The 22,573-nt window shown below is 72.2% G+C and carries 25 protein-coding genes; 7 read left to right on the top strand and 18 right to left on the bottom strand.

Annotated features, from left to right (window positions below; genetic code table 11):
* Positions 1-38: 38 nt before the first annotated feature.
* Entirely contained in the window at positions 39-398 is a 360-nt protein-coding gene (locus tag BN2279_RS01695) for a MerR family transcriptional regulator (protein ID WP_059005894.1), read from the top strand.
* 31 nt (positions 399-429) lie between these two features.
* Positions 430-1,422 carry a helix-turn-helix domain-containing protein gene (locus tag BN2279_RS01690; protein ID WP_079031734.1) on the top strand — a complete coding sequence of 331 codons (993 nt, stop codon included), beginning with the start codon at positions 430-432 and terminating at the stop codon, positions 1,420-1,422.
* On the opposite strand, the gene vph is transcribed toward BN2279_RS01690, so the two are convergent.
* A complete protein-coding gene (vph, locus tag BN2279_RS01685; protein ID WP_407702180.1) occupies positions 1,413-2,270 on the bottom strand; it encodes a viomycin phosphotransferase in 858 nt (285 codons plus the stop codon). The genes BN2279_RS01690 and vph overlap by 10 nt on opposite strands.
* 93 nt (positions 2,271-2,363) lie before the next feature.
* On the opposite strand from vph, the gene BN2279_RS01680 reads away from it, so the two are divergent.
* The 3 genes from BN2279_RS01680 (at position 2,364) to BN2279_RS01670 (ending at position 5,132) form a co-directional block, all read left to right on the top strand.
* Complete coding sequence (locus tag BN2279_RS01680) at positions 2,364-2,666, top strand: hypothetical protein (RefSeq protein ID WP_059005891.1); 303 nt, start codon at positions 2,364-2,366, stop codon at positions 2,664-2,666.
* Between the two features lie 92 nt (positions 2,667-2,758).
* Positions 2,759-4,285: a CYTH and CHAD domain-containing protein gene (locus tag BN2279_RS01675; protein WP_059005890.1), complete on the top strand. Its 1,527-nt coding sequence runs from the start codon at positions 2,759-2,761 to the stop codon at positions 4,283-4,285.
* A gap of 259 nt (positions 4,286-4,544) precedes the next feature.
* On the top strand, positions 4,545-5,132 hold the full coding sequence (locus tag BN2279_RS01670; RefSeq protein ID WP_059005889.1) for a hypothetical protein: 588 nt from the start codon (positions 4,545-4,547) through the stop codon (positions 5,130-5,132).
* A gap of 74 nt (positions 5,133-5,206) precedes the next feature.
* Here the strand turns inward: BN2279_RS01670 and BN2279_RS01665 are convergent, their stop codons facing one another.
* From BN2279_RS01665 to BN2279_RS01605, 14 genes are all read right to left on the bottom strand, one after another.
* A complete protein-coding gene (locus BN2279_RS01665; protein WP_234347280.1) occupies positions 5,207-6,364 on the bottom strand; it encodes a serine hydrolase domain-containing protein in 1,158 nt (385 codons plus the stop codon).
* A 496-nt stretch (positions 6,365-6,860) separates the two neighbouring features.
* A complete protein-coding gene (locus BN2279_RS01660; protein WP_059005888.1) occupies positions 6,861-7,535 on the bottom strand; it encodes a response regulator in 675 nt (224 codons plus the stop codon).
* 94 nt (positions 7,536-7,629) lie between these two features.
* Positions 7,630-9,000 carry a lasso peptide C-terminal Trp epimerase gene (mslH, locus tag BN2279_RS01655; RefSeq protein ID WP_059005887.1) on the bottom strand — a complete coding sequence of 457 codons (1,371 nt, stop codon included), beginning with the start codon at positions 8,998-9,000 and terminating at the stop codon, positions 7,630-7,632.
* Positions 8,997-9,737 (bottom strand): DsbA family protein, encoded by a 741-nt coding sequence (locus BN2279_RS01650; protein ID WP_059005886.1) that lies wholly within the window; start codon positions 9,735-9,737, stop codon positions 8,997-8,999. The genes mslH and BN2279_RS01650 overlap by 4 nt, the downstream gene beginning before the upstream one ends.
* Positions 9,738-9,739: 2 nt before the next feature.
* Entirely contained in the window at positions 9,740-10,213 is a 474-nt protein-coding gene (locus BN2279_RS01645) for a MauE/DoxX family redox-associated membrane protein (protein WP_059005885.1), read from the bottom strand.
* Positions 10,214-10,232: 19 nt separating this feature from the next.
* On the bottom strand, positions 10,233-11,108 hold the full coding sequence (locus tag BN2279_RS01640; RefSeq protein ID WP_059005884.1) for an ABC transporter permease: 876 nt from the start codon (positions 11,106-11,108) through the stop codon (positions 10,233-10,235).
* Positions 11,105-12,070, bottom strand: coding sequence for an ATP-binding cassette domain-containing protein (locus BN2279_RS01635; RefSeq protein WP_059005883.1), 966 nt, complete (start codon positions 12,068-12,070; stop codon positions 11,105-11,107). Before BN2279_RS01635 ends, BN2279_RS01640 begins: the two co-directional genes overlap by 4 nt.
* Positions 12,067-12,495 (bottom strand): lasso peptide biosynthesis B2 protein, encoded by a 429-nt coding sequence (locus tag BN2279_RS01630; protein ID WP_059005882.1) that lies wholly within the window; start codon positions 12,493-12,495, stop codon positions 12,067-12,069. Before BN2279_RS01630 ends, BN2279_RS01635 begins: the two co-directional genes overlap by 4 nt.
* Entirely contained in the window at positions 12,492-12,755 is a 264-nt protein-coding gene (locus BN2279_RS01625) for a lasso peptide biosynthesis PqqD family chaperone (protein ID WP_059005881.1), read from the bottom strand. The genes BN2279_RS01630 and BN2279_RS01625 overlap by 4 nt, the downstream gene beginning before the upstream one ends.
* A complete protein-coding gene (locus BN2279_RS01620) occupies positions 12,752-14,575 on the bottom strand; it encodes a lasso peptide isopeptide bond-forming cyclase (protein ID WP_059005880.1) in 1,824 nt (607 codons plus the stop codon). The genes BN2279_RS01625 and BN2279_RS01620 overlap by 4 nt, the downstream gene beginning before the upstream one ends.
* Before the next feature lie 58 nt (positions 14,576-14,633).
* A complete protein-coding gene (locus tag BN2279_RS28295; RefSeq protein ID WP_104530897.1) occupies positions 14,634-14,768 on the bottom strand; it encodes an aborycin family tricyclic lasso peptide in 135 nt (44 codons plus the stop codon).
* A 116-nt stretch (positions 14,769-14,884) separates the two neighbouring features.
* A complete protein-coding gene (locus tag BN2279_RS01615) occupies positions 14,885-15,637 on the bottom strand; it encodes an ABC transporter permease (protein ID WP_059005879.1) in 753 nt (250 codons plus the stop codon).
* Positions 15,630-16,532, bottom strand: coding sequence for an ABC transporter ATP-binding protein (locus BN2279_RS01610; RefSeq protein WP_059005878.1), 903 nt, complete (start codon positions 16,530-16,532; stop codon positions 15,630-15,632). Before BN2279_RS01610 ends, BN2279_RS01615 begins: the two co-directional genes overlap by 8 nt.
* Positions 16,533-16,632: 100 nt before the next feature.
* Positions 16,633-17,763, bottom strand: a complete 1,131-nt coding sequence (locus BN2279_RS01605) for a sensor histidine kinase (protein ID WP_059005877.1) — start codon at positions 17,761-17,763, stop codon at positions 16,633-16,635.
* Positions 17,764-18,541: 778 nt separating this feature from the next.
* On the opposite strand from BN2279_RS01605, the gene BN2279_RS01600 reads away from it, so the two are divergent.
* Together BN2279_RS01600 and BN2279_RS01595 are read left to right on the top strand one after the other, a co-directional pair.
* Complete coding sequence (locus tag BN2279_RS01600; RefSeq protein WP_159037019.1) at positions 18,542-19,369, top strand: response regulator transcription factor; 828 nt, start codon at positions 18,542-18,544, stop codon at positions 19,367-19,369.
* A 288-nt stretch (positions 19,370-19,657) separates the two neighbouring features.
* A complete protein-coding gene (locus BN2279_RS01595; protein ID WP_234347306.1) occupies positions 19,658-20,602 on the top strand; it encodes an aminoglycoside phosphotransferase family protein in 945 nt (314 codons plus the stop codon).
* Here the strand turns inward: BN2279_RS01595 and BN2279_RS01590 are convergent.
* From BN2279_RS01590 to BN2279_RS01580, 3 genes are all read right to left on the bottom strand, one after another.
* A complete protein-coding gene (locus BN2279_RS01590; protein ID WP_059005875.1) occupies positions 20,541-21,014 on the bottom strand; it encodes a hypothetical protein in 474 nt (157 codons plus the stop codon). The two genes, BN2279_RS01595 and BN2279_RS01590, sit on opposite strands and share 62 nt — an antisense overlap.
* 486 nt (positions 21,015-21,500) lie before the next feature.
* Entirely contained in the window at positions 21,501-21,815 is a 315-nt protein-coding gene (locus BN2279_RS01585; protein ID WP_059005874.1) for a histone-like nucleoid-structuring protein Lsr2, read from the bottom strand.
* Between the two features lie 157 nt (positions 21,816-21,972).
* Positions 21,973-22,554 (bottom strand): CGNR zinc finger domain-containing protein, encoded by a 582-nt coding sequence (locus BN2279_RS01580; RefSeq protein ID WP_059005873.1) that lies wholly within the window; start codon positions 22,552-22,554, stop codon positions 21,973-21,975.
* Between the last annotated feature and the right edge of the window lie 19 nt (positions 22,555-22,573).

Below are 22,573 nucleotides of genomic sequence, written 5' to 3'. Positions count from 1 at the left end.
ACCTTGACGTCGATGTCAGAGTCAAGTCCGGAGTCGGGATGCGCATCGGGGAACTGGCGCGGCGGACCGGGGTCAGCGAACGCGCGCTGCGGTACTACGAGCAGCAGGGCCTGCTGACTTCGGAACGGCGGCCGAGCGGCTACCGCCTGTACCGCGAGGAGCATGTGCCGGCGGTGCGGCGGATCAGGGTTCTCCTCGCGGCCGGCCTGAGCACCGCTCAGATCGTGGAGGTGCTGCCCTGTGTCGTGGACGACGAGGGCCTGCTGACGCCCGGCTGCCCGGAGCTGGTCGACGGGCTGGTGCGGCATCGTCACCGGATCGACGAGGCCATCGGCGAACTGGAGGCCACCCGCGCCACCCTCGACACGATGCTCGCCGGCCGCCGCCGGGCCGACTGACCCCGGAGGCGGGAGGAGGGGTGAGCCGGTGATGGAGAAGGTGTTCGACAGCGACGACCTGCCGTCGGCGGAACGGATCGACGCCTGGTGCGAGCTGGCCTCCGGCACGCTGACGCCGTCGGCGTTCACCATCGACCGCGGGAGCGGCTTCCGCGCCTCGCTGCGCGCGGCGGATCTCGGCGCGGCCCAGGTCACGGCCATGACGTACTCCTCGCTGGAGTCGCGCCGGACACCCCGGCTGATCCGGCGCTCCGACCCCGAGTTGTACGCGGTGGGGCTCATCGTGCGGGGGCGGCAGGGCATCCGGCAGGCCGGGCGGGAGACCGTGCTCGACGCGTCCGGACTGGTGCTGTACTCCACCTTCCGGCCCTTCCACAGTTGGGTGGACGTCGGCGAGGGCACCGCCGCCAGCGTGCTGGCGCAGGTGCCCCGGGCGCTGCTTCCCGTTCCCCCGGACAAGGTCGGCCGACTGCTGGCGACGCCGTTGTCCGGACAGGAGGGATTCGGCGCCCTGCTCGCGCACTTCCTCACGCACCTGGCCACCGGCGCCGGTTCGTACCGTCCGGCGGACGGCCCCCGTCTGGGCCTGGTGCTGCTCGATCTGCTGACCGCGCTGACGGCCCACCACCTCGACGACGACACCGGGATATCGCCGGAGTCACGCCGGCGCACCCTGTATCTGCGGGTCCGCTCCTTCATCCACCAGCACCTGGGGGACCCGGACCTGACCCCGGAAACCGTCGCCGCCGCCCACCACATCTCGCTGCGCTACCTGCAACGCGTCTTCCAGAGCCAGGGGCAGACCGTCGCCGGATACATCCGGCACCAGCGCCTGGAACACGTCCGCCGCGACCTGGCGGACCCCGCGCTGGCCGGGAGCCCCATCCACGCCATCGCCGGACGCTGGGGTTTCCCCCACCCCGCGGCCTTCACCCGCACGTTCCACGCTGCCTTCGGCACCACCCCGCGCGACTACCGCCACCACGCCCTCACCGACCCGGGCGCGCCCCCCGCTCAGCGGTAACCGGCCAGGCCCTCCGCCAGCTCCTCCTCATCGCCGTCGCGGTACGCGGACAGGGCCTGTTGCAGGGCGAACGTGCCGCGGATCGCGGCGACACGGGTGGCCCGCGCGCTGTCCGACCAGCCGCCCAGCGCCAGCACCCGCCCCAGGAAGTCCGCGCCGTGACCGGCGCCCACGGCCGCGAGATCCTCGGCGGGGTCACCGATCGTCACCTCGTCCCAGTCCACCACCCCGCTCAGGCTCGGCAGCCCGCCCACGGTCTCCCACAGAACGTTCTCCGGGCCGAGGTCGCCGTGCACCACCGCCTCGGTGAGGTGGGGAAGGCCGTCGAGCGCGTCGAGTTCCCGTTCGGCCCGGTCACGGCCGCCGGCGGACATCAGGCCGAACAGCTCCGCGCGGACGTCCGCCGCGAACCGCCGCCACCCGTCCGCCGGCGCGTGCGGCAGCGCCGCGCGCACCGAGGCGTCGGCGCCGGCCCGGGCGAGGGCGGACAGCAGCGCCGCGTACTGCTCCGCCACCGCCCCGGCCACCCGGGGATCACCGAGCACGCCGGGCTCCAGCGGCGCTCCGGGCACGCGGCTGAGCACCAGGAACGGCGCGTCGTCCGCGCCGTGGGACACGCCACCGGCCAGCGGCTCGGGCGTGCGGCAGCCGAGGTCGACGGCGGCGAGCGCGCGCAGCACGGTCGCCCGCGCGGGCAGCCGCGTGGCCGCCGCCGTGGTGCGCGGCAGGCACACGACCCGGTCGGAGCCCATGACCACGTCGTGGAACTGGCCCTGCCGGACGGTGAGTTCGTCAGGTCCGTCGTCGCGCAGCAGCCGGCTCAAAAGGGCGCGACGTGTTTCAAGCATGTCCACGGCTCGTCAACGCCCCACCACCCCCGGCGGATTTCCGGGACCTCCGGGGGGCCATGACCCCCGGTGTCGGCACCGGCATCGGAGCCCATGGCAGCCCAGCGGGACACCCGGCCCATCGCCCGTCGACCGGCAGGTGGTGGCCTGGTACGGATTCATGTTCGCCGGGATGTTCCCGCCGATCCGCCGGCGGCCCTCGTCGCCGAACGCGGCGCCGGCGTCGGCGAGGCGGCCGGCCGGCTGGCCGGGGAACGCCGCCGGTGCCTGTCCCTGGCCGACAGCTCACGCCTCACCCGCACCGAGGGCACGGCCGCCGCCCGCGACCTGGAGACCGCCCTGCTGGCGCTGGAAACGGCCTGCTGCACCGCCGCCACCGACCGTGAGAACCCCTGAGCACCCGTCCGCCGGGGGATCGGGACCAGCCATTCGCGGGGTGCGGCCCCCGGGACGGTACTGAAACGCCCTATACGGGGCAGACGACCTGAATGGGTACGTCAATGATGGAGATCGAGCGGAAGTTCGAAGCGCCCGGTGTCGGCTCGTTGCCGGATGTCACCGCCGTGCGCGGCGTCGCCTCGGTCCGGGCGGCGGAGGCCGAGGACCTCGACGCTACCTACTACGACACCGCTGACTTGCGGCTGCTCGCGCAGGGGGTCACCCTGCGCAGGCGCACCGGCGGGCACGACGCGGGCTGGCACCTGAAGCTGCCCGTGGGGAAGGACAGCAGGCGCGAGGTGCGGCTGCCGCTGGACGCGGGTCCGCCGCGCGAGGTGCCGGCCGAGCTGAGCCGGCTGGTCGTCGGTCTGGCCCGGGGCGGCTCGCTCGCGCCGGTGGCCCACCTGCGGACGCACCGCACGCGGCACCTGCTGTGCGACGACACCGGCACGGTCGTCGCCGAACTCGCCGAGGACCGCGTCACCGCGCAGACCCTCGGCGGGCCCGGCCGGGACTCCGGCGTCACCGAGGTGACGTCCTGGCAGGAGATCGAGGTCGAGCTGGGCGAGGGCCGCAAGCCCCTGCTGAAGGCCCTCACCAAGAAGCTCACCGCCGCCGGGATCAAGCGCGCCGGCAGCGGCTCGAAGCTGGCCCGGGTGCTGGGCGAGGACCTCGGCGACGCGGCTCCCGGCACCCGCGCCGGCTCGGCCGGCGAGGCCGGGCTGCGGCGCCTGTCCGGCCTCCGGGACCCGATGCTGCGCTGGGACCCGGCCGTCCGGCGGGACGAGCCGGACTCCGGGCACCGGATGCGGGTCGCGACCCGGCGGCTGCGCAGCGCCCTGAAGTCCTACCGGAACGTGCTCGACCGCCGGCGCACCGATCCGGTGGAGGCCGAACTGAAGTGGCTGGCCGGCGAACTGGGCCGGGCCCGCGACGCGGAGGTGCTCGGCGAGCGGCTCACCGGGCAGACCGACCGGCTGCCGCCGGAACTGGTGCTCGGCCCGGTCAGGGCCACGCTCGCCGAGTGGTCGGCCGACACCTACCGCGCGGCGCACGCCGAGGTGGTCGCCACGCTCTCCGGCCGCCGTTACGTCGCGCTGCTCAAGGCCCTCGACGCGCTGCTCACCGATCCCCCGCTGCGGCCGGCCGCCGACCGCAAGGCGGCCAAGGTGCTGGCCGCGACCGCCCGCCGCGAGCACCGGCGCGTCGCCGAACGGCTCGACACCGCCCTGAAGCCGGCGCCGGGCCGGGAGCGGGACACGGCGCTGCACGCCGCCCGCAAGGCCGCCAAACGCGCCCGCTACGCCGGGGAGACCGCGCGGGACACGCTGGGCAAGCGCGCCGAGCGGTTCACCCGGCGGATGAAGGAGGCGCAGGAACGGCTGGGCGTCCACCAGGACGCCGTCGTCCCCCGGCAGGCCCTGCGCGGGCTGGCCGTCCGGGCCCACGAGGCCGGGGAGAACAGCTTCACGTACGGCCTGCTGCACGGCGTCCAGACGGCCGCGGCCGACGACGTGGAGCGCGAACTGCCCGCCCTGCGGCGGCGCGTGGCGAAGGCGGGAAAGCGCCTCGGCTGACCGGCGGCGATTTCGAGCCACTTTGCGCGATGAACACCCCGGCGGCGGCCGTTCCCTCGCGGGGAAGGCCGCCGGCGCGCGGAGTTGTCCCCCGCTCGGGCGGTGCAAACGTTCCGGCGGCGCGGCGGGCACGCCGCCACGGCCGTCGGCGGTCCGTATCCGGCCGGTACGCGCGTTCCGCCGGCCCGGCGGCCGGTGTCAGGGTCGCCCCAGACCCGTGCGGCGCGGCCGGTGGGGCGGACCAGGAGGGGACCATCGCATGGACATGGACCACGACGACGAGCCGAACAGCGCGGACGAGGAACTGGTGCGGCTGTTCGTCGACCAGGCGGCGGCCTGGGCCCGGGCGAACGCGGCCCGGATCGGCATCGCCTACCACAGCGACGGCGGCTGGGAGCTGTGGCTGGAGGTGGAGCTGTACGTCTGGCTCACGCAGCACGCGCCCGACCTCACCGTCACCCGGCAGGCGCACAGCTACGCGCACGGCGACAGCGACCGGCGGGCCGACCTGCTGCTGGACGGCCGGGTCGTCGTCGAGCTGAAGGCCGAGACCTCCCTGGAATCGGCCGACGCCTTCGCCGCCCGGGTGGAGAGGGACCGCGCCAAGGTGGACGGCGTCGACGACTCGGCCGACAGCATCGACTACGAGTACGAGGAGGGTGACGCCGTCGCCGAGAACGAGGACGGCGACGCGGAGGAGACGTCCGGCGAGGACGACGTCACCCCGGCCGCGGTCGTGGCGTTCGCCTTCTCGACGGGCGGCAAGGGCGCCGTCCGGGCCCTGGACGTCTTCTTCGAGCAGAACAACGCGGGCCCGCTCTCCATCTTCTGGGAACTGACCGGCTGAACCCCGGACTTCCGCCGCCGCCTCCGCGAGCCGCGATCGCCCCGCCACGGAGGCGGCGCCGGTGCCCAGGTGTCTCAATCGCCCGTGTCGCCGCACAGGGCGTTGTCGATGAGCCGGGTGACCGCGCGTTCCTGGGCCAGCGCGCTGTCGAACGAGTCGTGTTGCTGCGTCGTGACCGAGACCACCACGCTGCGGCGGCCGTCCTCCGTCACGGCCGTCCTGGTGCTGTAGCCGAGCTGGTCGCCGCTCGGTATCCAGACCCGGCCGCCGCAGGGCAGGGAGCGCGAGAAGATCCCGAGCCCGTACCGGGCATCCGGCCACAGTTGTGTGACCTCGTCGTCCATCGGCATGGTCTGCCGCATCGCGGCCAGCCCGGCGTCGTCCAGGAGCGTCCCGTCGAACAGGGCCCGCAGGAAACGGTTCAGGTCGGCGGTGGTGGAGAGGTAGCCGCCGGAGGCGTCCGCGTCGATCAGCTCGGTCGTGTTCACCAGCGGCCCGCCCTCGGCGAAGCGGGTGTACCCCTCGGCGTGCGGGCGGGGCAGGCCCGGGGAGTCGCCGGGCCAGACGGTGTGGTGCATACCGGCCGGCCCGAGGACGCGCGCGTCGACCTCCTCGTGCCAGGCGTTGCCGGTGACCCGCTCGATGAGCAGGCCGAGGACGACATAGCCGGTGTTGGAGTAGTGCCACTCGGCGCCCGGGGCGGACTCCGGCTCGGCGGCCATCGCGAGGGCGACCGTCTCCTCCGGGGTGCGGGCCGTGTAGCGGAGCGCCAGATACTGCTCCTCGGTGTCCATGGCTGGCCAGTTGGCGTCCGAGATGCCGCTCGTGTGCTGGAGGAGATGCCGGACGGTGATGTTCCGGCCGTCGTTCCCGTTCCCCCGGATCAGGCCCGGGAGCCACGTCTCGACGGGGTCGTCCAGCGTCAGCTTCTGCTCGGAGACGAGTTGGAGCACGACCGTGGCCACCAGCGTCTTGTTCGTGCTGCCGATCCGGAAGTACCCGTGGGGGGAGACAGGTCGGCCGGTTTCCAGGTCCGCGACGCCGCTGGTCGCGACGCGCCCGTGCCCGTCCCGTACCTGGACGCCCGTGGCGCCCGCGTCGCGGATCGCGTCCGCGTCGCGCTGCAACGCGGACCGGCCGGCCCCGTGGGCTGTGGCCGGGCCGCCGGCCGCCGCCGCGCACACCACAGCGAGGGCCACGCCGCTCAGCGCCCTGATCGCTTTCCCGCTCACCGCTATCACCCTGTGCTCCCTCGTCACGCCGCGATCGGCAACCATGCGGGTCCAGGGTGTCGGTGCGACGGAGGGGACAGCGATACGGCTGGCCCCCCGACGGGCCTGGGGCCGGCCCCCGGTACCGTCCGCGCCGCGATGGCTCCCCGCCGTTCGCCGCAGGACGGGGAACGCGTTGACGCCGAGGGAGCCGGGGCGCTCGGACGGGGCGCCGGGTCCGTTCGCGCCCTGCCGGCCGGCGCGCGGGCCGCGTTCCGGGCCGGGCCGGGCGCCGATGACGCGACGTGGGGACGCGGCGGACCGGCAGCACACCGGCGTCAGGTCTCCCCCGGCAGGTCGTCATCCTGCCCCCGGACTGACCGGACCGCGCCACGTTGACCAACGGCAGCAAGGCGCGGGCATCGCTCCAGAAGTCCACGCGGACGCCGGGGACGGCCGGCGAGGGCGCCGTCCGGAGACTGGACGTCTTCTGCGAGCGGAGCAACGCGGGCCGTGGTCAGGCCGGCATTCCGCGCTCGGCGAGGCCGCTTTCGTAGGCGATGATGACGAGTTGGGCGCGGTCACGGGCGCGCAGCTTGGCCAGGAGGCTGCTCACATGGGTCTTCACGGTCGGCAGGCTGATCACCAGGCGTTCGGAGATCTCGGCGTTCGACAGGCCGTTGGCGATCAGCACGAGCACCTCCTGTTCGCGTCTGGTGAGTCCGACCAGGCGTGATTCCGGCCGGGGCGCGTCGCCGGGGCGGGCGAAGTTCGCGATGAGGCGGCGGGTGACCGTCGGCGCGAGGACGCTCTCCCCGGTGGCGATGATGCGGATGCCGTTGACGAGATCGGACGGCGAGGCGTCCTTGAGCATGAATCCGCTCGCGCCCGCCTGAAGCGCCGGGTAGACGTAGTCGTCCATGTCGAACATGGTGAGGACCAGGACCCGTACGCCCGTCATGGTCTCGTCGGCGCAGATCTGCCGGGTGGCCGCTATGCCGTCCATGACGGGCATCCGCAGATCCATGAGGACGACATGCGGTCGCAGTTCCCGGGCGAGTTCGACCGCCGCCGCTCCGTCGCCCGCCTCGCCGATCGCCTCCAGCCCGGGTGTGGAATCGACGAGGAGCCGGAAACTCCCCCGCACCAGCGCTTGATCGTCCGCGATCAGGACCCGGACCGCCTCGGCCATCCCACGTTCCTCGCCTACCGCTCATGAGGTCATCGAGTTCGGTCACCCTACCGTGTCGCTCCGTCAGTTTCCTTGAGATGACACCCTGTTGGACCTACGGGAGCGACGTGTAGCCGCCATGGCCCGCCCGGTGCGCGTCAGGTGCGCGGTGGGGTACGTCGAGGGCCAGTTCGCCCGTCCTGGCCTCCCCGACGGTGACGGTGGCGCCGTGGGGCGCGGCGAGCCGGGCGAACGAGGTCAGGATCCTTTCCGCGTCGGCCGGTCCGGCCATACGCGGGCGCCCCCGGCGATGGACAGGCCGACCGAAGCCCAGTTCGATCGGATGGAGGCGCGCTTCGACGAGCGCGCCGTCGTCGAAGGTGAGCACCGGTATGAGCGATTCCCAGTACCGGCGGTGCGGGGCGAACAACCGGCGGCCGTGGCCGGTCAGTTCGGCGAAGTAACGCCCCGGCGTGCGGGGACCGGCGACCCGCGCGTAGTCCTCGGCGGGAACATGGTCGGCGAGTTCGATCTGGCTGACGACGTTGCCCAGGCTGTAGAAGATCGGCTTGCCCCGGTGGAGTTCCACCCCGCGCAGGAAGTGCGGGCCATGGCCGACCACGATATCGGCGCCCGCGTCGATGCTCCGGTGGGCGAACGTCCGCAGGAACTCGCCCGGTTCTTCCGGCGTCGGGCCCGGTTCGTGGGAGTGGACACTGACCAGGACGAGGTCCGCCCGGTCGCGGGCCTCACGCACCCACTGGGAGATCTCGTCGAGGTCCGTCCGATCGCACTCGGTCGCGAAGCCCGGCTCGTCCGCCACCCGGAAGCGGGTGCCGAACAGGACGAGCCGCTCGGCCGAGGGCAGCGCGGGATCGAAGCCCAGCAGCGTGCGTGCCTCGGCCCGCCGGGCCCGCAGCCCCGTCCTGGCGTCGATCTCCCGCAGCCCCTCCATCTGCGCGGCCGTCACGTCCAGCGTCGCGGTGTACCGCAGCGGGTTCAGGCCGGGACGACCCGGCGTGTCCGGTGACGGCGCGGCGGCTTCCTGCCCGGGCAGGAAGGTCGAACTGCACGAGATGAGGGCCAGGCTGCCGCCGGGCCGGTCGACGTAGACCGGTCGCCGCGCGGCCGTGAGGTCGGCACCGATCCCCGCGAAGGGGACCCCTCTCGCGTTCAGCAGGTCCACGGTACCGAGCAGGCCGTCCACGCCCATGTCCAGCGCGTGATTGTTCGCGCAGCCGAGCACCGTGAAGCCGGCCGCCACGATGTCGTCGATCACGCGGGGGTCCGCGATCAGGCAACCACCTCCCGCCGCGTTGTGCACCGGGTGCCCACGGCTGCCGCTGGGGACGACCTCCAGATTGGTGAAGGCGAAGTCCACGGCACGCAGCAGTTCACGCAGTTCGACGGCGGCGGGGTCCGACGTGATCAGCGCTCCCCTGGTCGCCATGCAGTCGCCGGAAAGGGCCACGGTCAGCCGCGTCATCGGCCCGCCTCGGCCACCGCGCCGGCGAGCGCCGCGCCGGGATCCGAGCCGGTGACGTCGACGCGCGTTCCGTTCACGGTGACGGTCGGGGTCAGCGCGATGTCGTCCGAGGCGGCCACATCGGACACGTACGTCACCCAGGGAAGGTATGGCGCGTCATCGACACACGTGGCGAAGGAGTCGTCGGTGATGCCCGCTTCCCGGCCCGCGGCGACCAGTTGGGCCTCGCTGAGCCCGGGGCCTCGTTCCGGGGGTTGCAGGTCGAACAGTACCGACGAGTACTGCTCGAAGTGCCCCTGGTCCGCGGCGCACGCCGCCGCGGAGGCGGCCTGTGTCGAATAGCCCGCCGGGTCGCTGTAGTCGTCGAGGAAGGCGACCGGGTGATAGACGAGGGTGATGTCACGGTCCGCTCGCAGGGTGGTGAGGACCGGGGCCAGGGACCGTTCGGTGTCACGGCACGCGGGACAGAGGTAGTCGAGGTAGATGTCGACCCGGACCGGACCGTCGGAGAACACCAGTCCCGACTTGTCGCTCGCCGCCCCGGCGGGCACCCGGCTCGGCGCCTCACCGGGCCCCGAGTCCCCGGCCCGCACCAGGCCGACGCCGACCAGCGCCCCACCGACGACGACGAACACGGCGACGAGTGAGACGAGAGTCGCGCGCCGCCGCCGGTGCCGCTTCCGCACCATTTCCCTGACCGAGGCGTCCGTCGCCCCGGTCGTGTCCGATGACCGCATACCTATTCCTCCTTCACATCCAGGAGCCGGCGGTCCAGCGCGTAACGCGTGCGTGGGTGCCGGATCAGGAAGACGGCCGCGCCGAGGAAGAGCAGATCGCGCGCGATGTCGATGACGTATCCGCGCTCGGCTCCGCTCGTGAGTGTTCCTCCGCCGCCGAAACAGCCGCAATCGATGGACAACCCTCGCGCCCACACCGAGGCGATGGCCGCGGTGTACGCCGCCATCAGCAAGGCCGTGAGCGTCGCCATTGCCCTGGTGGCCAGTCCGACAGCCAGCAGCACAGCGATCGCCACCTCGATGAACGGCAGTGCGGTGCCGACGAGAAGGGCGGTTTCGGCGGGCACGATCTGGTAGGCGGCGACCGAGCGGTCGGCCACCGCCAGGTCCTGGAACTTCACCGCCCCGGCGAAGCCCAGGACCGCCGCGAGGGTCAGCCGCGCCGCGGTCCCCGTCCATGCCTTGGTGACACGCAAGGTGCGAACTCCCTCGGGTTCAGTGCGTACGGGAGAACCGGTACGTGGCCAGTCCGAGCGCCACGGCGGCGATACCGGCCAGCAGCCCCAGTTCCGCGGCCACCGGAGGATTCCAGCCCCAGATGAGCAGGCGTGTCTGCTCCGAACTGAGGGAGTCGGGGCCGGGCAGGGTCCGGCGGACGGCGTCGACTCCGTATGTCAGCGGGTTCAGCTTCACCACCAGGGAAAGCCAGCCCGGCAGCCCGTTCGGCGGGAACATCGCGCCGGAGAAGAACATCAACGGCATCAGGCTCAGGTTCACCAGTATCTGGAAGGTGTCCACTTGCCTGATCGTCACCGCGGCGAGCAGTCCGAGCGACGTGAACAGCAGGGAGACGAGCAGGACTTCCAGCAGGACGACGAGCAGCATCGGCGTGTACCGGATACCCGCGATGCCTCCGACCGACATGACCAGCAGGCCGTAGATCGCGCCTGTGGTGGCTCCGCCCAGCGCGAGGCCGAGGACGATGCTCGATCTCGGGAACGGCGCGACGAGCATCTGCCGCAGCACGCCCAGCCGTCGGTCCCACACCAGTGAGATGCCCACCGCGATCGCCGGCGCCTGCACCGACATGACCAGCGTGCCGGGGAACAGGTAGGCCCGGTAGTCCTGGAGTTGTGCTCTGCCCAGGCTGGACGATGTCGCGTCGAGTCCCGTGCCCAGCACGACGAGGAACAGCAGGGGGGTCACCAGGCCCATGGCGAGGCGCACCGGGTTGCGCCGCAGCCGGACCATCTCCCGCCGCAGGAGAAGCACGACCGGTCTGAGGGCGTGGGGCGACCGGTGGACGGGCACCGGGCCGGCGGTGGCGGTGCCGCCGTCGGGGGTTTCCAGCATGGTGTCGCTCCGGGTCATCGCAGTCCCTCCCCCAGACGGCTGAGCGTGTGCGCGTTCGCCCCGTTCTCCCGGACGGCGGATCCGGTGTGGTGCAGGAAGACGTCGTCCAGCGTCGGCGGGACGACGGTCACCGCGTGCACGGCCAGGCCCAGTCCGGTGCACAGCCGCGGTACCAGGCCGGCGCCGTTCGCGACCCGGAGCAGCAGTCCGTCCGGGGTGGACTCCGCCGCCAGGCCGAACCGGTCGGCCAGGGCGTCCACGGCACGCGCGTCGTCCTCGGTGCGCAACACGACGACATCCGCTCCGATGAGGGACTTCAGCTCGGCGGGCGTCCCGTGAGTGATCACCTTTCCGCGGTCGATGATGGCGATCCGGTCGCAGTGCTCGGCCTCCTCCAACTGGTGCGTGGTGAAGAAGACCGTGATGCCCTGTTCCCGGCGCAGCCTGTTCAGGTGTTCCCAGACTGCCGCGCGGGTCTGGGCGTCGAGGCCGGTCGTCGGCTCGTCGAGAAAGAGGATCCGTGGAGCGCCGAGCAGGCCGCGGGCGATCTCCAGCCGGCGGCGGAGACCGGTGGAGAGCTGCCCCACCGGGGTGCCGCCGCGTTCCGAGAGATCCATCAGGGCGAGCATCGCGGAGACGGCGCCGCGTGCCTCGCGACGAGGAAACCCGCACAGGTCGGCCTGGAAACGGAGATTCTCGACAGCCGTGAGGTCGAGGTCGAGTGTGGACTCCTGGAAGACGATGCCGATGCGGCGACGGACCTCGGCGGGCCGCGTCGCCACGTCGAAGCCCGCGACCTCCGCCCGTCCCGCCGTGGGCTTGAGCAACGTGGTCAGCATGCTCATCGTCGTCGTCTTGCCCGCTCCGTTCGGACCGAGGAAGCCGAACGTCACGCCGGCGGGCACCGTGAGATCGAGACCGTCGACGGCCGGCGTCGTGCCGTAGAACGCGTAGAGGCCCTCGGCCCGGATCGCCGTCATGAGCGGCTCCCTCCCGGGCAGCGCACCGCGAGTACCGTCCGGAACACTCTCAGCTCACCCGGCTCGTCCACCGGTCGCCCGTCGACCTCGACCCACGCGTGGGCACCGAACGGTTCGGTCCGGAAGCCGGTGCACCAATCGGCCCACCGGCCCCGGGTCCGGCACAGCAGGACGGTGGCCACGGAACGCTGCAGGCAGCCCAGGCCCGCGCAACGCGTGCTGACCGAGACGACCGACCGGCGGGCCCGTGCCACCTCCGTGTAGGCGGCGGGACGAGTTCCCTTGCTGACCAGGCGAAGGACTCGTTGCAGCCGGGCCGGGGGGAGCCGGACCAGCAGGCGTGCGACACCGGCCGCGCTCCGGGGTGCGAGCTGCCGGTGCCATGGGAGTCGTGGGGCCTGCTCGGCGACAGCGGGGGTGGTCATGGCGTGACCTCCACGAGCTTCGCGGCGCTCAGGGACTCGACGAGTGCGGTCACGTCCTGGCGTGCCTGGATCTCGCTCACCGGGGCCGAGGCGGCAAGTGCCGCGGCCGCCATGTCGGTGCTGTCCCTGGCGAGCAGCTTCCGCAGAATGCTGGAGCCGGACTCGTTCAGTCGCCAGTAGCGGCCCCGGCGTCCATCGAGGAGTACCACCCCCGACTCGATGGGGGTGAGGGTCACGTCGCGGGCGAGGTTCAGCTTCATATGCGTTCTCCCGTGTCCTGGGTACGCGGCTGGACGTGCGAGCGGAGCCAGCTCTCGCATGCCACGGTGGTCGTGATCGGCTGGAGGTGGTGGGACATCGGTCCGGGGTTGAGCACGGCAGCCCGGAACGCCGAGGGGTCGATGAGTCCGAGCCGGGCGAGGCGCGAGTCGTCGCACAGTTCGAGGAGCCGCGACCGGTTGCGCTCGATGCCGCGGAATGTCTCGGCGCTGAACTCGCCCTTGTCACGACGCGCGAGGATGTCGTCGGGTACGACGCCCCGTACGGCGGTGGTCAGCAGGGGCTTGAACCGTCCGCTCGCCAGGCGCTGGTCGACCCGGGTCGCGAGCGCCGCCACGATCACCCGGTCGTCGAGGAACGGCGCGTCCCAGCGAATGCCCGCGTCGGCGAGGACCGTGTTGATGTGCCGGATCATGGAGCCCTCGAAGACGAGTGACGCGAGTGCCTGGTGCCGCGTGCGGTCGGCGTCCAGCGGGTCACGCGTCCGCTCGGCGGCCTCGGTGAGCTGCTGCCGGACCGCCGCCACGGTGTCCGGCGTGGCCCAGGCGGGCATGCGGAGCGCGGACACCCAGCCGAAGTCGGGTTCGTGGAGCGGTGGGGGCGGGGCGTCGATCCGTGCCGCGACCGCGGCGAGGTTCTCCGCGAACGTCGACCGGTCCACGAGGGCCCGCACGGTCGCCCCCGCCGGCCAGCGGTTGGCCAGCCGGTAGCGGTTCAGCAGCCGCAGGCCGTGGACCGGCCGGGCGCGGGGCAGGGACCACGCGCAGGCGGGCATCCGGCCGAACAGCTCGTCCCCGCCGAAGCCCGTGATGTGCAGGGACGCCCCGTCCGCCGCCGCCCGCTTCGCGAGGTCCCGGATGTGCGCGAGTCCGGATGCCCAGGTGGACGGCCCCTCCGGCGCCTCGTTCGCGTGGCCGGTGGTGTAGCCGACGTCGAAGAGGTTCTCGGCGCGGTCCGCGGGCAGCGTGTGGTGCCGGGCCGCCGGAAGCAGCGCGGCGGCTTTCCGGGCCCACACGGTGTCCTCATTGGCGCTGTCGAGCGGCGCGACATGGTAGGTGACGAGATCGGCGCCCGCCGCGCCGGCGAGGAAGCACAGGCTGGTGGAGTCCAGACCGCCGGACAGGTCGGCGCTGATCGTCGTGCCCGGCCGCACCCTTGTGGCCAGCGCCTCGGACAGCGCCGAGCGGACGGCCGCCGCTCCCTCCCTGTGCGAGAGTGTCGCCTCCGGCAGCCGCCACCACGGTACGGACCGCGCCCGGCCGTCGGCGTCCAGACGCAGCCAATGGCCGGTCGGGAGCGGATCGATGCCGCGGCGGACCGGACGCTGGGCGAGTGGCCAGGGAGCTCCGCCGGGCGTCAGCAGGCGAGTCGCCAGTACCGTCTCGTCGAGGCCCGCGTCCGTGAGCCGCAGCAACGGCTCCACGCCGCTCGCCGCCACGGTGACCCCGTCGACCACGACGGTGAAGATCTGCCGCACGCCGGTGACCGAGCCCTGGACCCGGGTGCCACCGTGCATCGAGGTGATGAGGTGGAAGGTTCCTGGCAGCCGCGCCGCGAGCGCGTCCACGTCGTGGAGCGAGGTCATCCGTCCGAGGGCCACCGCCGTGGCCGCCTCGTCCAGCGCGGTGTGTCCCATGAGCACCAACCGCCGCGGACCCGCTTCGATCAGCGTGACCTCGCTCCGCGGCCAGTCGCCCAGGATCCACGGCCGCCCCGACGCGTGGTCGATCCGGCGTGTCGCCCGCAGGCCCGCCGCCGTCGCGGCACCGGACGCGCAGTCCGGAAGCACGGTGAACTCCATGTCGCCTCCTTCCTCCGGGCGGTGCCGGCGCGCGAGGGCGCACCGGCACCGCGCGCGATCACCAGAAGCAGACGACGGCGTATCCACAGCCCGCGAAGTCGACGCAGCTTCCGACGCCGAGACACTTGGTGAGCTCGTCGAAGTCGCCGATCTCCTGAAGGGCCGGGGGTTCGTAGACCGTAGTGGCGGACATGGGTTACCTCCCAGTGGCAGATCGTTCGGGCCGACCTGTTCGGCCCGTGACCTGTCTGGGAAGTTACGGCGCTGTCTGTCCCACGGGCTTGGGGCAGCCGCCTCAGCGCGGTCCTGTCACGCGTCCCACCGGCGGTGCCGGAGGCCGCCGCACAGCAGCGCTGTCGCGGTCCACGCGAGGAGCACCGCGAAACCTGTGTACGCGTCGGAGGAGCCGACGGTCAGCATCTCCGCGCCGGCCTGGTCGGGGAAGTACCGCGCCAGGTCCTTCGTCGCCCCGATGACGGACAGGATGTGGGTCCCGGCGAGCACCATCGGCAGCAGGATCGCCAGCGGGAGCACGGCGCTGCGGGCCATCGCGGCGGTGCTCGCCGCGAACACGGACATCAGCGTCAGGTAGACGCCCGCGCCCGCGACGGCGCGGGGCACGCCCGCCGAGCTGATCGGCACACCGTACGGGCCCAGGGCGAGCTGGGTGACCAGGAAGCTGACGACGGTGACCGGGACCACGACGACCGTGGCGGCGACCGCGACGACCGCGATCTTGGCGGCGTAGAGCCGGCCTCGGCGGGGAACGGCCAGCAGCGAGACCCGCATCATGCCCGACCCGTACTCGTTGGTGAAGACGAGCACGCCGAAGGCGATGAGCGCGAGTTGGCCGTACAGAACGCCGTCCAGGCCGGCCTGCTCGGGCGTGAAGCCGTCCCGGAGCTGGGAGTTGCCGGATTCGAGCGCCGACCTGGCGGACCAGCCGTCGAGGGCGGCGACCAGGACGCTGATCGGCGCGAACAGCAGCAGCGCGGCGAACGTGCCGCGCACACACCACACCTTGGTGAACTCGGCGCGGATGGCCGCGGCGGTCTCAGACATGGGTCCCGGCCCCCTCCGTGCCGACAAGGCGCAGAAATGTGTCCTCAAGGGATCCCGCGTGGGTGCTCAGCTCTTCGAGCGTGAATCCCCCGAGCGCGGCCGACCGGCTGATCTCGGCCGCCGACAGCCCGTCGACCTCCAGCGCGCCGTCCGGCGCGAGGGTCAGTGAGGCGCCCTTCCGTTCCAGTTCCCGGCGGAGCCCCCGGGGGTCCGGTGTGCGCACCCGCACGTACGTCCGTCCGTGACGCCGGATGAAGTCCGGCATGCTCGTGTCCACGAGAAGCCGCCCGCGGTGAATGATGATCAGATGGTCCGCGACCATGGACATCTCGGTCATCAGATGGCTGGAGACGAGGACGGTCCTCCCTTCGGCGGCCATCGTGCGCAGCAGTTCGCGCAGCCACCGGATGCCCTCCGTGTCCAGGCCGTTGACCGGCTCGTCGAGTACCAGGACGGGCGGGTCGCCGAGCAGCGCCGCGGCCAGGCCGAGTCGCTGGCCCATGCCGAGGGAGAACGTCCCGACGCGTTGCCGGGCCGCGCCGGTCAGGCCGACCCGGTCGAGGACCTCGCCGACGCCGCGCCGGGGGATCCGGTTGCTCTGCGCGAGCCACAGCAGGTGATGGGCGGCCGTGAGGCCGCGGTGGGGGGCCGATGTCTCCAGGAGGGCGCCGACGTGGCGGGCCGGGTACCGCAGGTCCTGGTAGGCGCGCCCGCCGATCCGCGCGGAACCGCTGTCCGGGCGGGTCAGGCCGAGCATCATCCGCATCGTCGTCGACTTGCCGGCTCCGTTGGGGCCCAGGAAGCCGGTGACGGCCCCGGGGCGCACCGCGAAGGTGAGGCCGTCCACGACAGGCCGTGGCCCGTACCGCTTGGTCAGATCCAGGACTTCGATCACACGGCCAGCCTTCCGTGGTGACGCGCCGGCCGCATCGGTCCCGGGTCGGGAAATCCGGACGGCTCCCGCCGGCCGAAGCCATACTCGCGGATGAGGCCGGTCAGTACGGCAGCGTCGCCGAGACCCGGAAACCGCCGTCCGCCCGCGGCCCCGCCGTGATGGTGCCGCCGTGCGCGGCGCCCCGCTCCCGCATCCCGACGAGGCCCAGCCCACCGCCGAGTCCGGCCGGCCGGTGCGCGGCCCCGGGGCCGTCGTCGTCGACATCGATCGTCAACGCGCCGTGCTCCGCGGCGACACGCACCCGGCACCGGGTGGGCGCGGCGTGCTTGATGACGTTGGTCAGGGCCTCCTGGACGATCCGGAACGCGGACAGCGCGACGCCGTCGGGGGGTTCCTCCGCGCATCTGGACCGCAGGTCGACGCACACACCCGATGCCTCGGCGGTCCGCGCCAGCGCGGGCAGGTCCGACAGCCCGAACACCGGCCGGAGATCCCGGCCCTCCTCCGGAGGGCGGCGCAGGACGGTGAGGGTGGCCCGCATGTCGCGCAGCGCGCCGCGGCTGACGTCCTCGATCACCGTCAGGGCTTTCCGCGCCTCCTCCGGGTGGCTCGCGATCACGTGGTTGGCGATCCCGGCCTTGATGGCGATCAGGCCCACGCTGTGGGTGACGACGTCATGGATGTCGCGGGCGATGCGGAGACGTTCCTCGACCTTCGCCCGTTCCGCCGCCTGCTCGATGGCGCGCCGCGTGCTGTCCCGCCGCTCCCTGACCGCCGCCCCCGCCGCCCAGGTGGCGCCCAGGACCACCAGGCCGAACACCAGGGGGACTGCCTGGGATCCGCCCCGGTACTGCTGGGTTCCCGTCATCGTCAGTCCGACCGCGACCACCGCGCTCCCCCGGCCGACGACGACCGCCGACCAGCGGGCCGGCTCCTTCCGCGTCACGGCCACGAGGTACAGGGCGTAGGAGGCGGCGAGGAAGGACGTCGGCGCGGTGCCGAACGGCAGCGTCACCAGGGCCGCGGTCAGGACGAGGGCGAGAACCGGCACGGGCCACAGTCGCCGGACGGCGAGCGGCAGCGCGATACCCGCCGACAGCAGCCACGCCGTGGCGGCGCCCCCCTCGGCACCCGGGTCCGGCCGCAGCACCGACACCGCCGGGAGCAGCGCGAATCCGAGCGCGGCCAGCACGTCGAGCATGATCAGACGCCGACGCGGGAGGTCACCCATGCCTTGAACGTAAACGCTCGCTTCACGCCCCGTCCACCACGCCCGTGGAGGGTTCCTCGCCGCTCACCGCGGCGGTTCCGGACCCGGGGGCTTCGTCCCGACGGAACCGGAGCAGCCGCGATCCCGGTCGCCGGGACAGGGGGTGTCCCCCTCACCGATCCCGGCGGCGCGCCCGGGAGTTCGTCGTTCTCGACGCCTACTGGTCACCGCCGACGCGGGTGGGCAGAATACGAAACCGTGGATGCTGGGGGGTGACCACTGTGTGAGTCTGACGAAGTGCGGCACGTCCGCCGGACCACGGCGGATCGGGTGACGCGTAGCGCTTCGCCCGGGTGGTGGCGGTGCCCTTCGGTGTGGGGCGACCGTCCGCGTTCGCCGGAAGCTCCGCTCCTGGCCGCGAGGTGCGCGCTCGCGCCCGAGCGCGCGGGGGTGGACACCAAGGCCGCGTGAGCGGCGGGGAGACCGAGCCGTCCGCGACGGATTGATGGCCATTGTGGGGTGGCCTGGTCCGTGAGCCTATTGCGCAGCGATTGCGCACCAGTAGGCGATTGCCCGCCAGGAATGACGCGGGAGATCCTTTCCGCGATGTCCGGTGGGGCAACGCTCATGCGAGACCCTATCGCCGAACCAGGCACCAAGAGTTCGGGAGGGGGATACTCGGGGTTGATCACCGTATGGGGACGGGGTGAGTTCCCGCAAGAGGTTCGCCCGCCGTCGGCCGAGGGCCGAAGAATGGACGGCGGGGCAATCCAGGGCCTCTCGCGCAACATACCGCTCTTTGATCCGGATCACTGACCCGACGGTCCGTGATCTGCCGAGCCGTGGCCCGACCGAGGGAAGCGTTCCAGGCTTCACCCGGGGCCTGTCCACAAGTAAAGATCTGACGCGCGACAACAAGCAATGGTTCTGCGCATTCGAATCCCCATGGTCGAAGGAGTGGAAAATGGGAGTCAATCTCTTCATTCTCGGCGAAGACCCGGTCGCCCTCGCGGGACTTGAGGCAATCATCGACCAGGACGAGGGGGTCAGCCTCATCGGGATGTCGGCGGTGAGCTCCGACGGCCTGGCGGCCCTGGCGAACACCACATTACAGCCTCATGTCGTGATTCTGGGCGAACCACCCTCAAAACGAATCATCTGTGAGAATACACAGCAGATAGCCACAAAATACCGTGACTCCAGGACAAGGCCAAAAGTCATCGTGGTGTCGCAGAACGACGCTGACGACGTGGTCTTCACCGCACTGCGCGCCGGCGTCAACGGCTATCTCGCCCGCATCGGGTCGTCCGATGAGCTGCTGCACTCCATTCAGATAGTGGCGAAAGGGGGCGCGGCCTTCAGCCCGACCATAGCCACGCGATTCAGCAGATACTTCTCCATGATGCGGGGCCTCCCCGAGCTGAAGGGATTCGCCGATCTGACCAGCCGGGAGCTGGAGATCCTGGAAATGATCGCCCACGGTCTGAACAATCAGCAGATCGCGCGGCGGCTCTTTCTGGCCGAGAAGACGGTACGCAACTATGTCTCGCGGATCCTGGCGAAGCTGGAGGTCCACGATCGGGCTGCCGCGGTGGCGCGAGCACGCGACGCCGGTTTCGGTGAATGACCACGGATTCCGTGGGGCCGCGTACGTGCGCGCCCACCATCTTCCGGGGCGGGCCGGAATTCCCTGGGGAAGAAAGGCGTGCTTGAGCCGACGCACGGCCGGGAGGTGAGGACGGGGCCTGCTCGGGTGTGCTTCCGGCATCCGAGCGGCTCGGCGGCTCGGCGCGGTATGCGGACGGACCCGAATCGGGGGTCTTCCCCGACAGGGGGAGACCTCCTCGCCGCGCCGAAACGCGTTGACGGGTGGGGGGTCGGGGCGTTCGGATGGGTGGGGATCCGGGAGGTGTTTGTGCGGGGGGACGAGTCGGACATCGACGCGGCTCTGGCGCGTCGGCTGGTCGGTGCGCGGTTCCCGCGGTGGGCGGGACTTCCGGTCGAGGCGGTGGAATCCGCCGGTACGTCCAACGCCATGTACCGGCTCGGGGCGGACATGGTCGTGCGGCTGCCCCGGTTCGCGGGGGCCGCCGGGGATGTCGAGAAGGAGCACGTGTGGCTGCCCCGGCTCGCGCCGCTGCTTCCGGTCGCCGTCCCGGTGCCCCTGGGTCAGGGGACGCCCGCCGAGGGCTATCCGTGGCGCTGGTCGGTTTACCGCTGGCTCGACGGCGTGACTCCGACGCCTGGACGCCTCGCCCGACCGGACCTGTTCGCGGCGGACTTGGCGGCGTTCGTCACCGCGCTGCGCCGGATTGATCCGGCGGGCGGGCCGCCTTCCTACCGGAGCGAGCCGCTGGCGGCACGGGACGCCGTGACCCGGGCCGCGACGGCGGAGCTGGCCGGGGTCATCGACACCGGCGCCGTGACCGCCGCGTGGGACGCCGCGTCGCGGGCCCCCGCGTGGGACGGCCCGGCGGTCTGGATCCACGCGGACCTGCAACCGGGGAACATGCTGGTGGACGGTGAACGGCTCGGCGCCGTCATCGACTTCGGGTGCGCGGGCCTGGGCGATCCGGCCGTGGACCTGATCCCGGCGTGGTACGTCCTGCCGGCCGGCGCGCGGGCCGCGTTCCGGGCCGGGGTGGACGCCGATGACGCGACGTGGGAACGCGGACGCGGCTGGGCGTTGTCGATCGCCCTCCTCGAACTGCGCTCCTACCGCGTCACGAACCCGGTCATGGCGGGCATCGCCCGGCACGTCATCCGCGAGATCCTCGCGGACCAGCGGCACACCGGCGTCAGATCTCCCGCGGCAGGTCGTAGTCCTGCCCCCGGGACTGACCGGACCGCGCCACATTGACGAACGGCAGGAAGGCACGGGCACCGCTCCAGAAGTCCACGCGGACGCCGGGGACGGTGGGCGACTGTTCGCGGCCGTCCGAGTAGCCCCTGCACCGGACGATCTCGGGCGAGCCCGCGTTGGTCAGCAGGGCCGCGAGGTAGGGCTCCAGGTCGGTCACCTTGATCCGGCCGGTGCCGAGGTCGGGGACCGGCAGCGGGTCCGGGGCCTGCTTCTCGACGGGCTGTTCCGGTTCGTCGTGCCGGTCGCCCTCGCGGGGCTGGGTGGTGATCGCGTGCCACAGCTCCGCGCCGGAGGCGAGGCGGACCTTGATGCCGAAGGGGCGCTTGGTCTTCTCGCTCCACTCCTCGGCCGCGAGACCGGCGGCGCGGTAGGCGTCGAGAGCGTACTGCTGGAAGCGTCGCGGACGCATCGTTCCTCCTTGAGAACCGTGCGTGACAGTCTACGAGCGCCCGGCGGGTCTCCGGTTCGGGCGATGGAGCCCGGCCGGTCAGGTCAGAGGGCTCTGTCCGGACGTACCGCCGGAAGGGACGCGCGCGTGAGGGAAAACTGTCGCGCGGTGTTCGAGTCGGACGGTGTTCGGAGGGCGGAGGATGAGTCCCTCATCGCCCGGGCCGGGAAGTGCCCGGCGAACTGCGCGGCATAGCGAAACGGGATGCGCGGGGCTCGGATCGGGTTCTCGGCGGCGGCAACGAGTGGGAAGCCCGTCATCGTCTCCGCAGCGGCTCGCCCCTGGCGGCTCGGGCCGGGTGGAAAGGCGGGAATGGCGGGGGGGGGTCTTCTCTGCCGTCTCCTATACACAACTCCCCGCCCCCGCGACAGGGGGGAAACTTGCTTTCCGTTCTTTTCTTTGAAAAAAAAAAAAACTTGCTCCACCAAACAAAATATAAACTGTATTTCACACAATGATAAAGCCCCGGCCGCGCTCGCTGACCTGGAAGCCGTTCTCCTTCGCCCACTCGCGGATCTTCGCGGAGTCCTGGGAGGGAGTCGATGTGGGGCGCTTGACCGCTGCTCCGGTCCGGGGAGTGCGGCCCGTCTTCCGTCCCGCGTCGATGAACGGACCCAGGGCTTCGACCAGCTTGTCGAAGGAATCGCCCGTGAGGTCGATCTCGTAGTTCACGCCGTCGAGCGAAAAAGTGTGGGTACCGACATCCTCGGCTTCCGCCCCGGTGAGGTCATCGGTGTAGACAGTGACAACTTTCTTGGCCATGGGCGGAGTATAGGGCCATCAGGGGGAGCGCTTTCCACCGAACTGGAAAACTCGGGCCCGCTCCGACGGGTGCCTCGTGTCGGAGGGCGTTATTCCGGCGCGGTATGGACTCACGGAAAGTCGTGGCGCGGGCACGGTAACGGCTTCGCCGGGTTTTTCACCGGGCGGGCGGGGACGCCGGTCCGTCGCCGCGCCGGGCGCGCAGGGCGCGGACGCGGCCCCGGCTGGCGCAGGCGGGTGAGGGGCACCAGCGGCGGCGGTCGGTGGTGTCGGCGAACACGGCGCGGCAGTCCAGCTCCGGGCAGGTCTTGAGCGTGTGCCGTCCGGGTCCGGTGAGGTGGTCCACGGCCTGGCGAGCGACGCGGGCCAGGGCGGCGGTCGCCGTCGCCGGGGCGGGACGCGTGAGGCGGTCGCCCGTGGCGAGCCGGACCGGGTCGTCGTGCGCGGCGAGGAAACCGGTCAGCGCGGCGGCGGCGTCGGCGGGCGGCGGGTCGCCCGCGACGGTGGGCAGGGCGAGCGCGCGCAGCGTCTCCCGCAGCTCCCGGGCGCGTTCCAGGTCGGACCGGTCGGCCGCGCGCGCGGGCGCCAGCTCGCCGCGCGCCAGCCACTCGGTGAGGCGCGCCGGGGAGTAGAGCCGTTCGACGGGCCGGCCACCGAAGGCGCGTCCACGGGTCGCCAGCAGGTTCAGCCACGGGGCGCCGCAGTCGAACCGGAACGCGAGGAGCCGTTCATCTGCCACACACCCCATCGTAACGGCT

The organism is Streptomyces specialis (assembly GCF_001493375.1).
GTDB lineage: Bacteria > Actinomycetota > Actinomycetes > Streptomycetales > Streptomycetaceae > Streptomyces > Streptomyces specialis.
The sequence above is the reverse complement of the archived record's forward strand: the minus strand, read 5'-3'. Positions and strand labels throughout refer to the sequence as shown.

What these genes read in the sequence shown, in the direction of transcription:
- BN2279_RS01695 (WP_059005894.1), top strand. Translation starts at nt 39, where the DNA reads ATGCGCATCGGGGAACTGGCGCGGCGGACCGGGGTCAGCGAACGCGCG.
- BN2279_RS01690 (WP_079031734.1), top strand. Translation starts at nt 430, where the DNA reads ATGGAGAAGGTGTTCGACAGCGACGACCTGCCGTCGGCGGAACGGATC.
- vph (WP_407702180.1), bottom strand. Translation starts at nt 2,270, where the DNA reads ATGCTTGAAACACGTCGCGCCCTTTTGAGCCGGCTGCTGCGCGACGAC.
- BN2279_RS01680 (WP_059005891.1), top strand. Translation starts at nt 2,364, where the DNA reads ATGGCAGCCCAGCGGGACACCCGGCCCATCGCCCGTCGACCGGCAGGT.
- BN2279_RS01675 (WP_059005890.1), top strand. Translation starts at nt 2,759, where the DNA reads ATGGGTACGTCAATGATGGAGATCGAGCGGAAGTTCGAAGCGCCCGGT.
- BN2279_RS01670 (WP_059005889.1), top strand. Translation starts at nt 4,545, where the DNA reads ATGGACATGGACCACGACGACGAGCCGAACAGCGCGGACGAGGAACTG.
- BN2279_RS01660 (WP_059005888.1), bottom strand. Translation starts at nt 7,535, where the DNA reads ATGGCCGAGGCGGTCCGGGTCCTGATCGCGGACGATCAAGCGCTGGTG.
- mslH (WP_059005887.1), bottom strand. Translation starts at nt 9,000, where the DNA reads ATGACGCGGCTGACCGTGGCCCTTTCCGGCGACTGCATGGCGACCAGG.
- BN2279_RS01650 (WP_059005886.1), bottom strand. Translation starts at nt 9,737, where the DNA reads ATGCGGTCATCGGACACGACCGGGGCGACGGACGCCTCGGTCAGGGAA.
- BN2279_RS01640 (WP_059005884.1), bottom strand. Translation starts at nt 11,108, where the DNA reads ATGACCCGGAGCGACACCATGCTGGAAACCCCCGACGGCGGCACCGCC.
- BN2279_RS01635 (WP_059005883.1), bottom strand. Translation starts at nt 12,070, where the DNA reads ATGACGGCGATCCGGGCCGAGGGCCTCTACGCGTTCTACGGCACGACG.
- BN2279_RS01630 (WP_059005882.1), bottom strand. Translation starts at nt 12,495, where the DNA reads ATGACCACCCCCGCTGTCGCCGAGCAGGCCCCACGACTCCCATGGCAC.
- BN2279_RS01625 (WP_059005881.1), bottom strand. Translation starts at nt 12,755, where the DNA reads ATGAAGCTGAACCTCGCCCGCGACGTGACCCTCACCCCCATCGAGTCG.
- BN2279_RS01620 (WP_059005880.1), bottom strand. Translation starts at nt 14,575, where the DNA reads ATGGAGTTCACCGTGCTTCCGGACTGCGCGTCCGGTGCCGCGACGGCG.
- BN2279_RS28295 (WP_104530897.1), bottom strand. Translation starts at nt 14,768, where the DNA reads ATGTCCGCCACTACGGTCTACGAACCCCCGGCCCTTCAGGAGATCGGC.
- BN2279_RS01615 (WP_059005879.1), bottom strand. Translation starts at nt 15,637, where the DNA reads ATGTCTGAGACCGCCGCGGCCATCCGCGCCGAGTTCACCAAGGTGTGG.
- BN2279_RS01605 (WP_059005877.1), bottom strand. Translation starts at nt 17,763, where the DNA reads ATGGGTGACCTCCCGCGTCGGCGTCTGATCATGCTCGACGTGCTGGCC.
- BN2279_RS01590 (WP_059005875.1), bottom strand. Translation starts at nt 21,014, where the DNA reads ATGCGTCCGCGACGCTTCCAGCAGTACGCTCTCGACGCCTACCGCGCC.
- BN2279_RS01585 (WP_059005874.1), bottom strand. Translation starts at nt 21,815, where the DNA reads ATGGCCAAGAAAGTTGTCACTGTCTACACCGATGACCTCACCGGGGCG.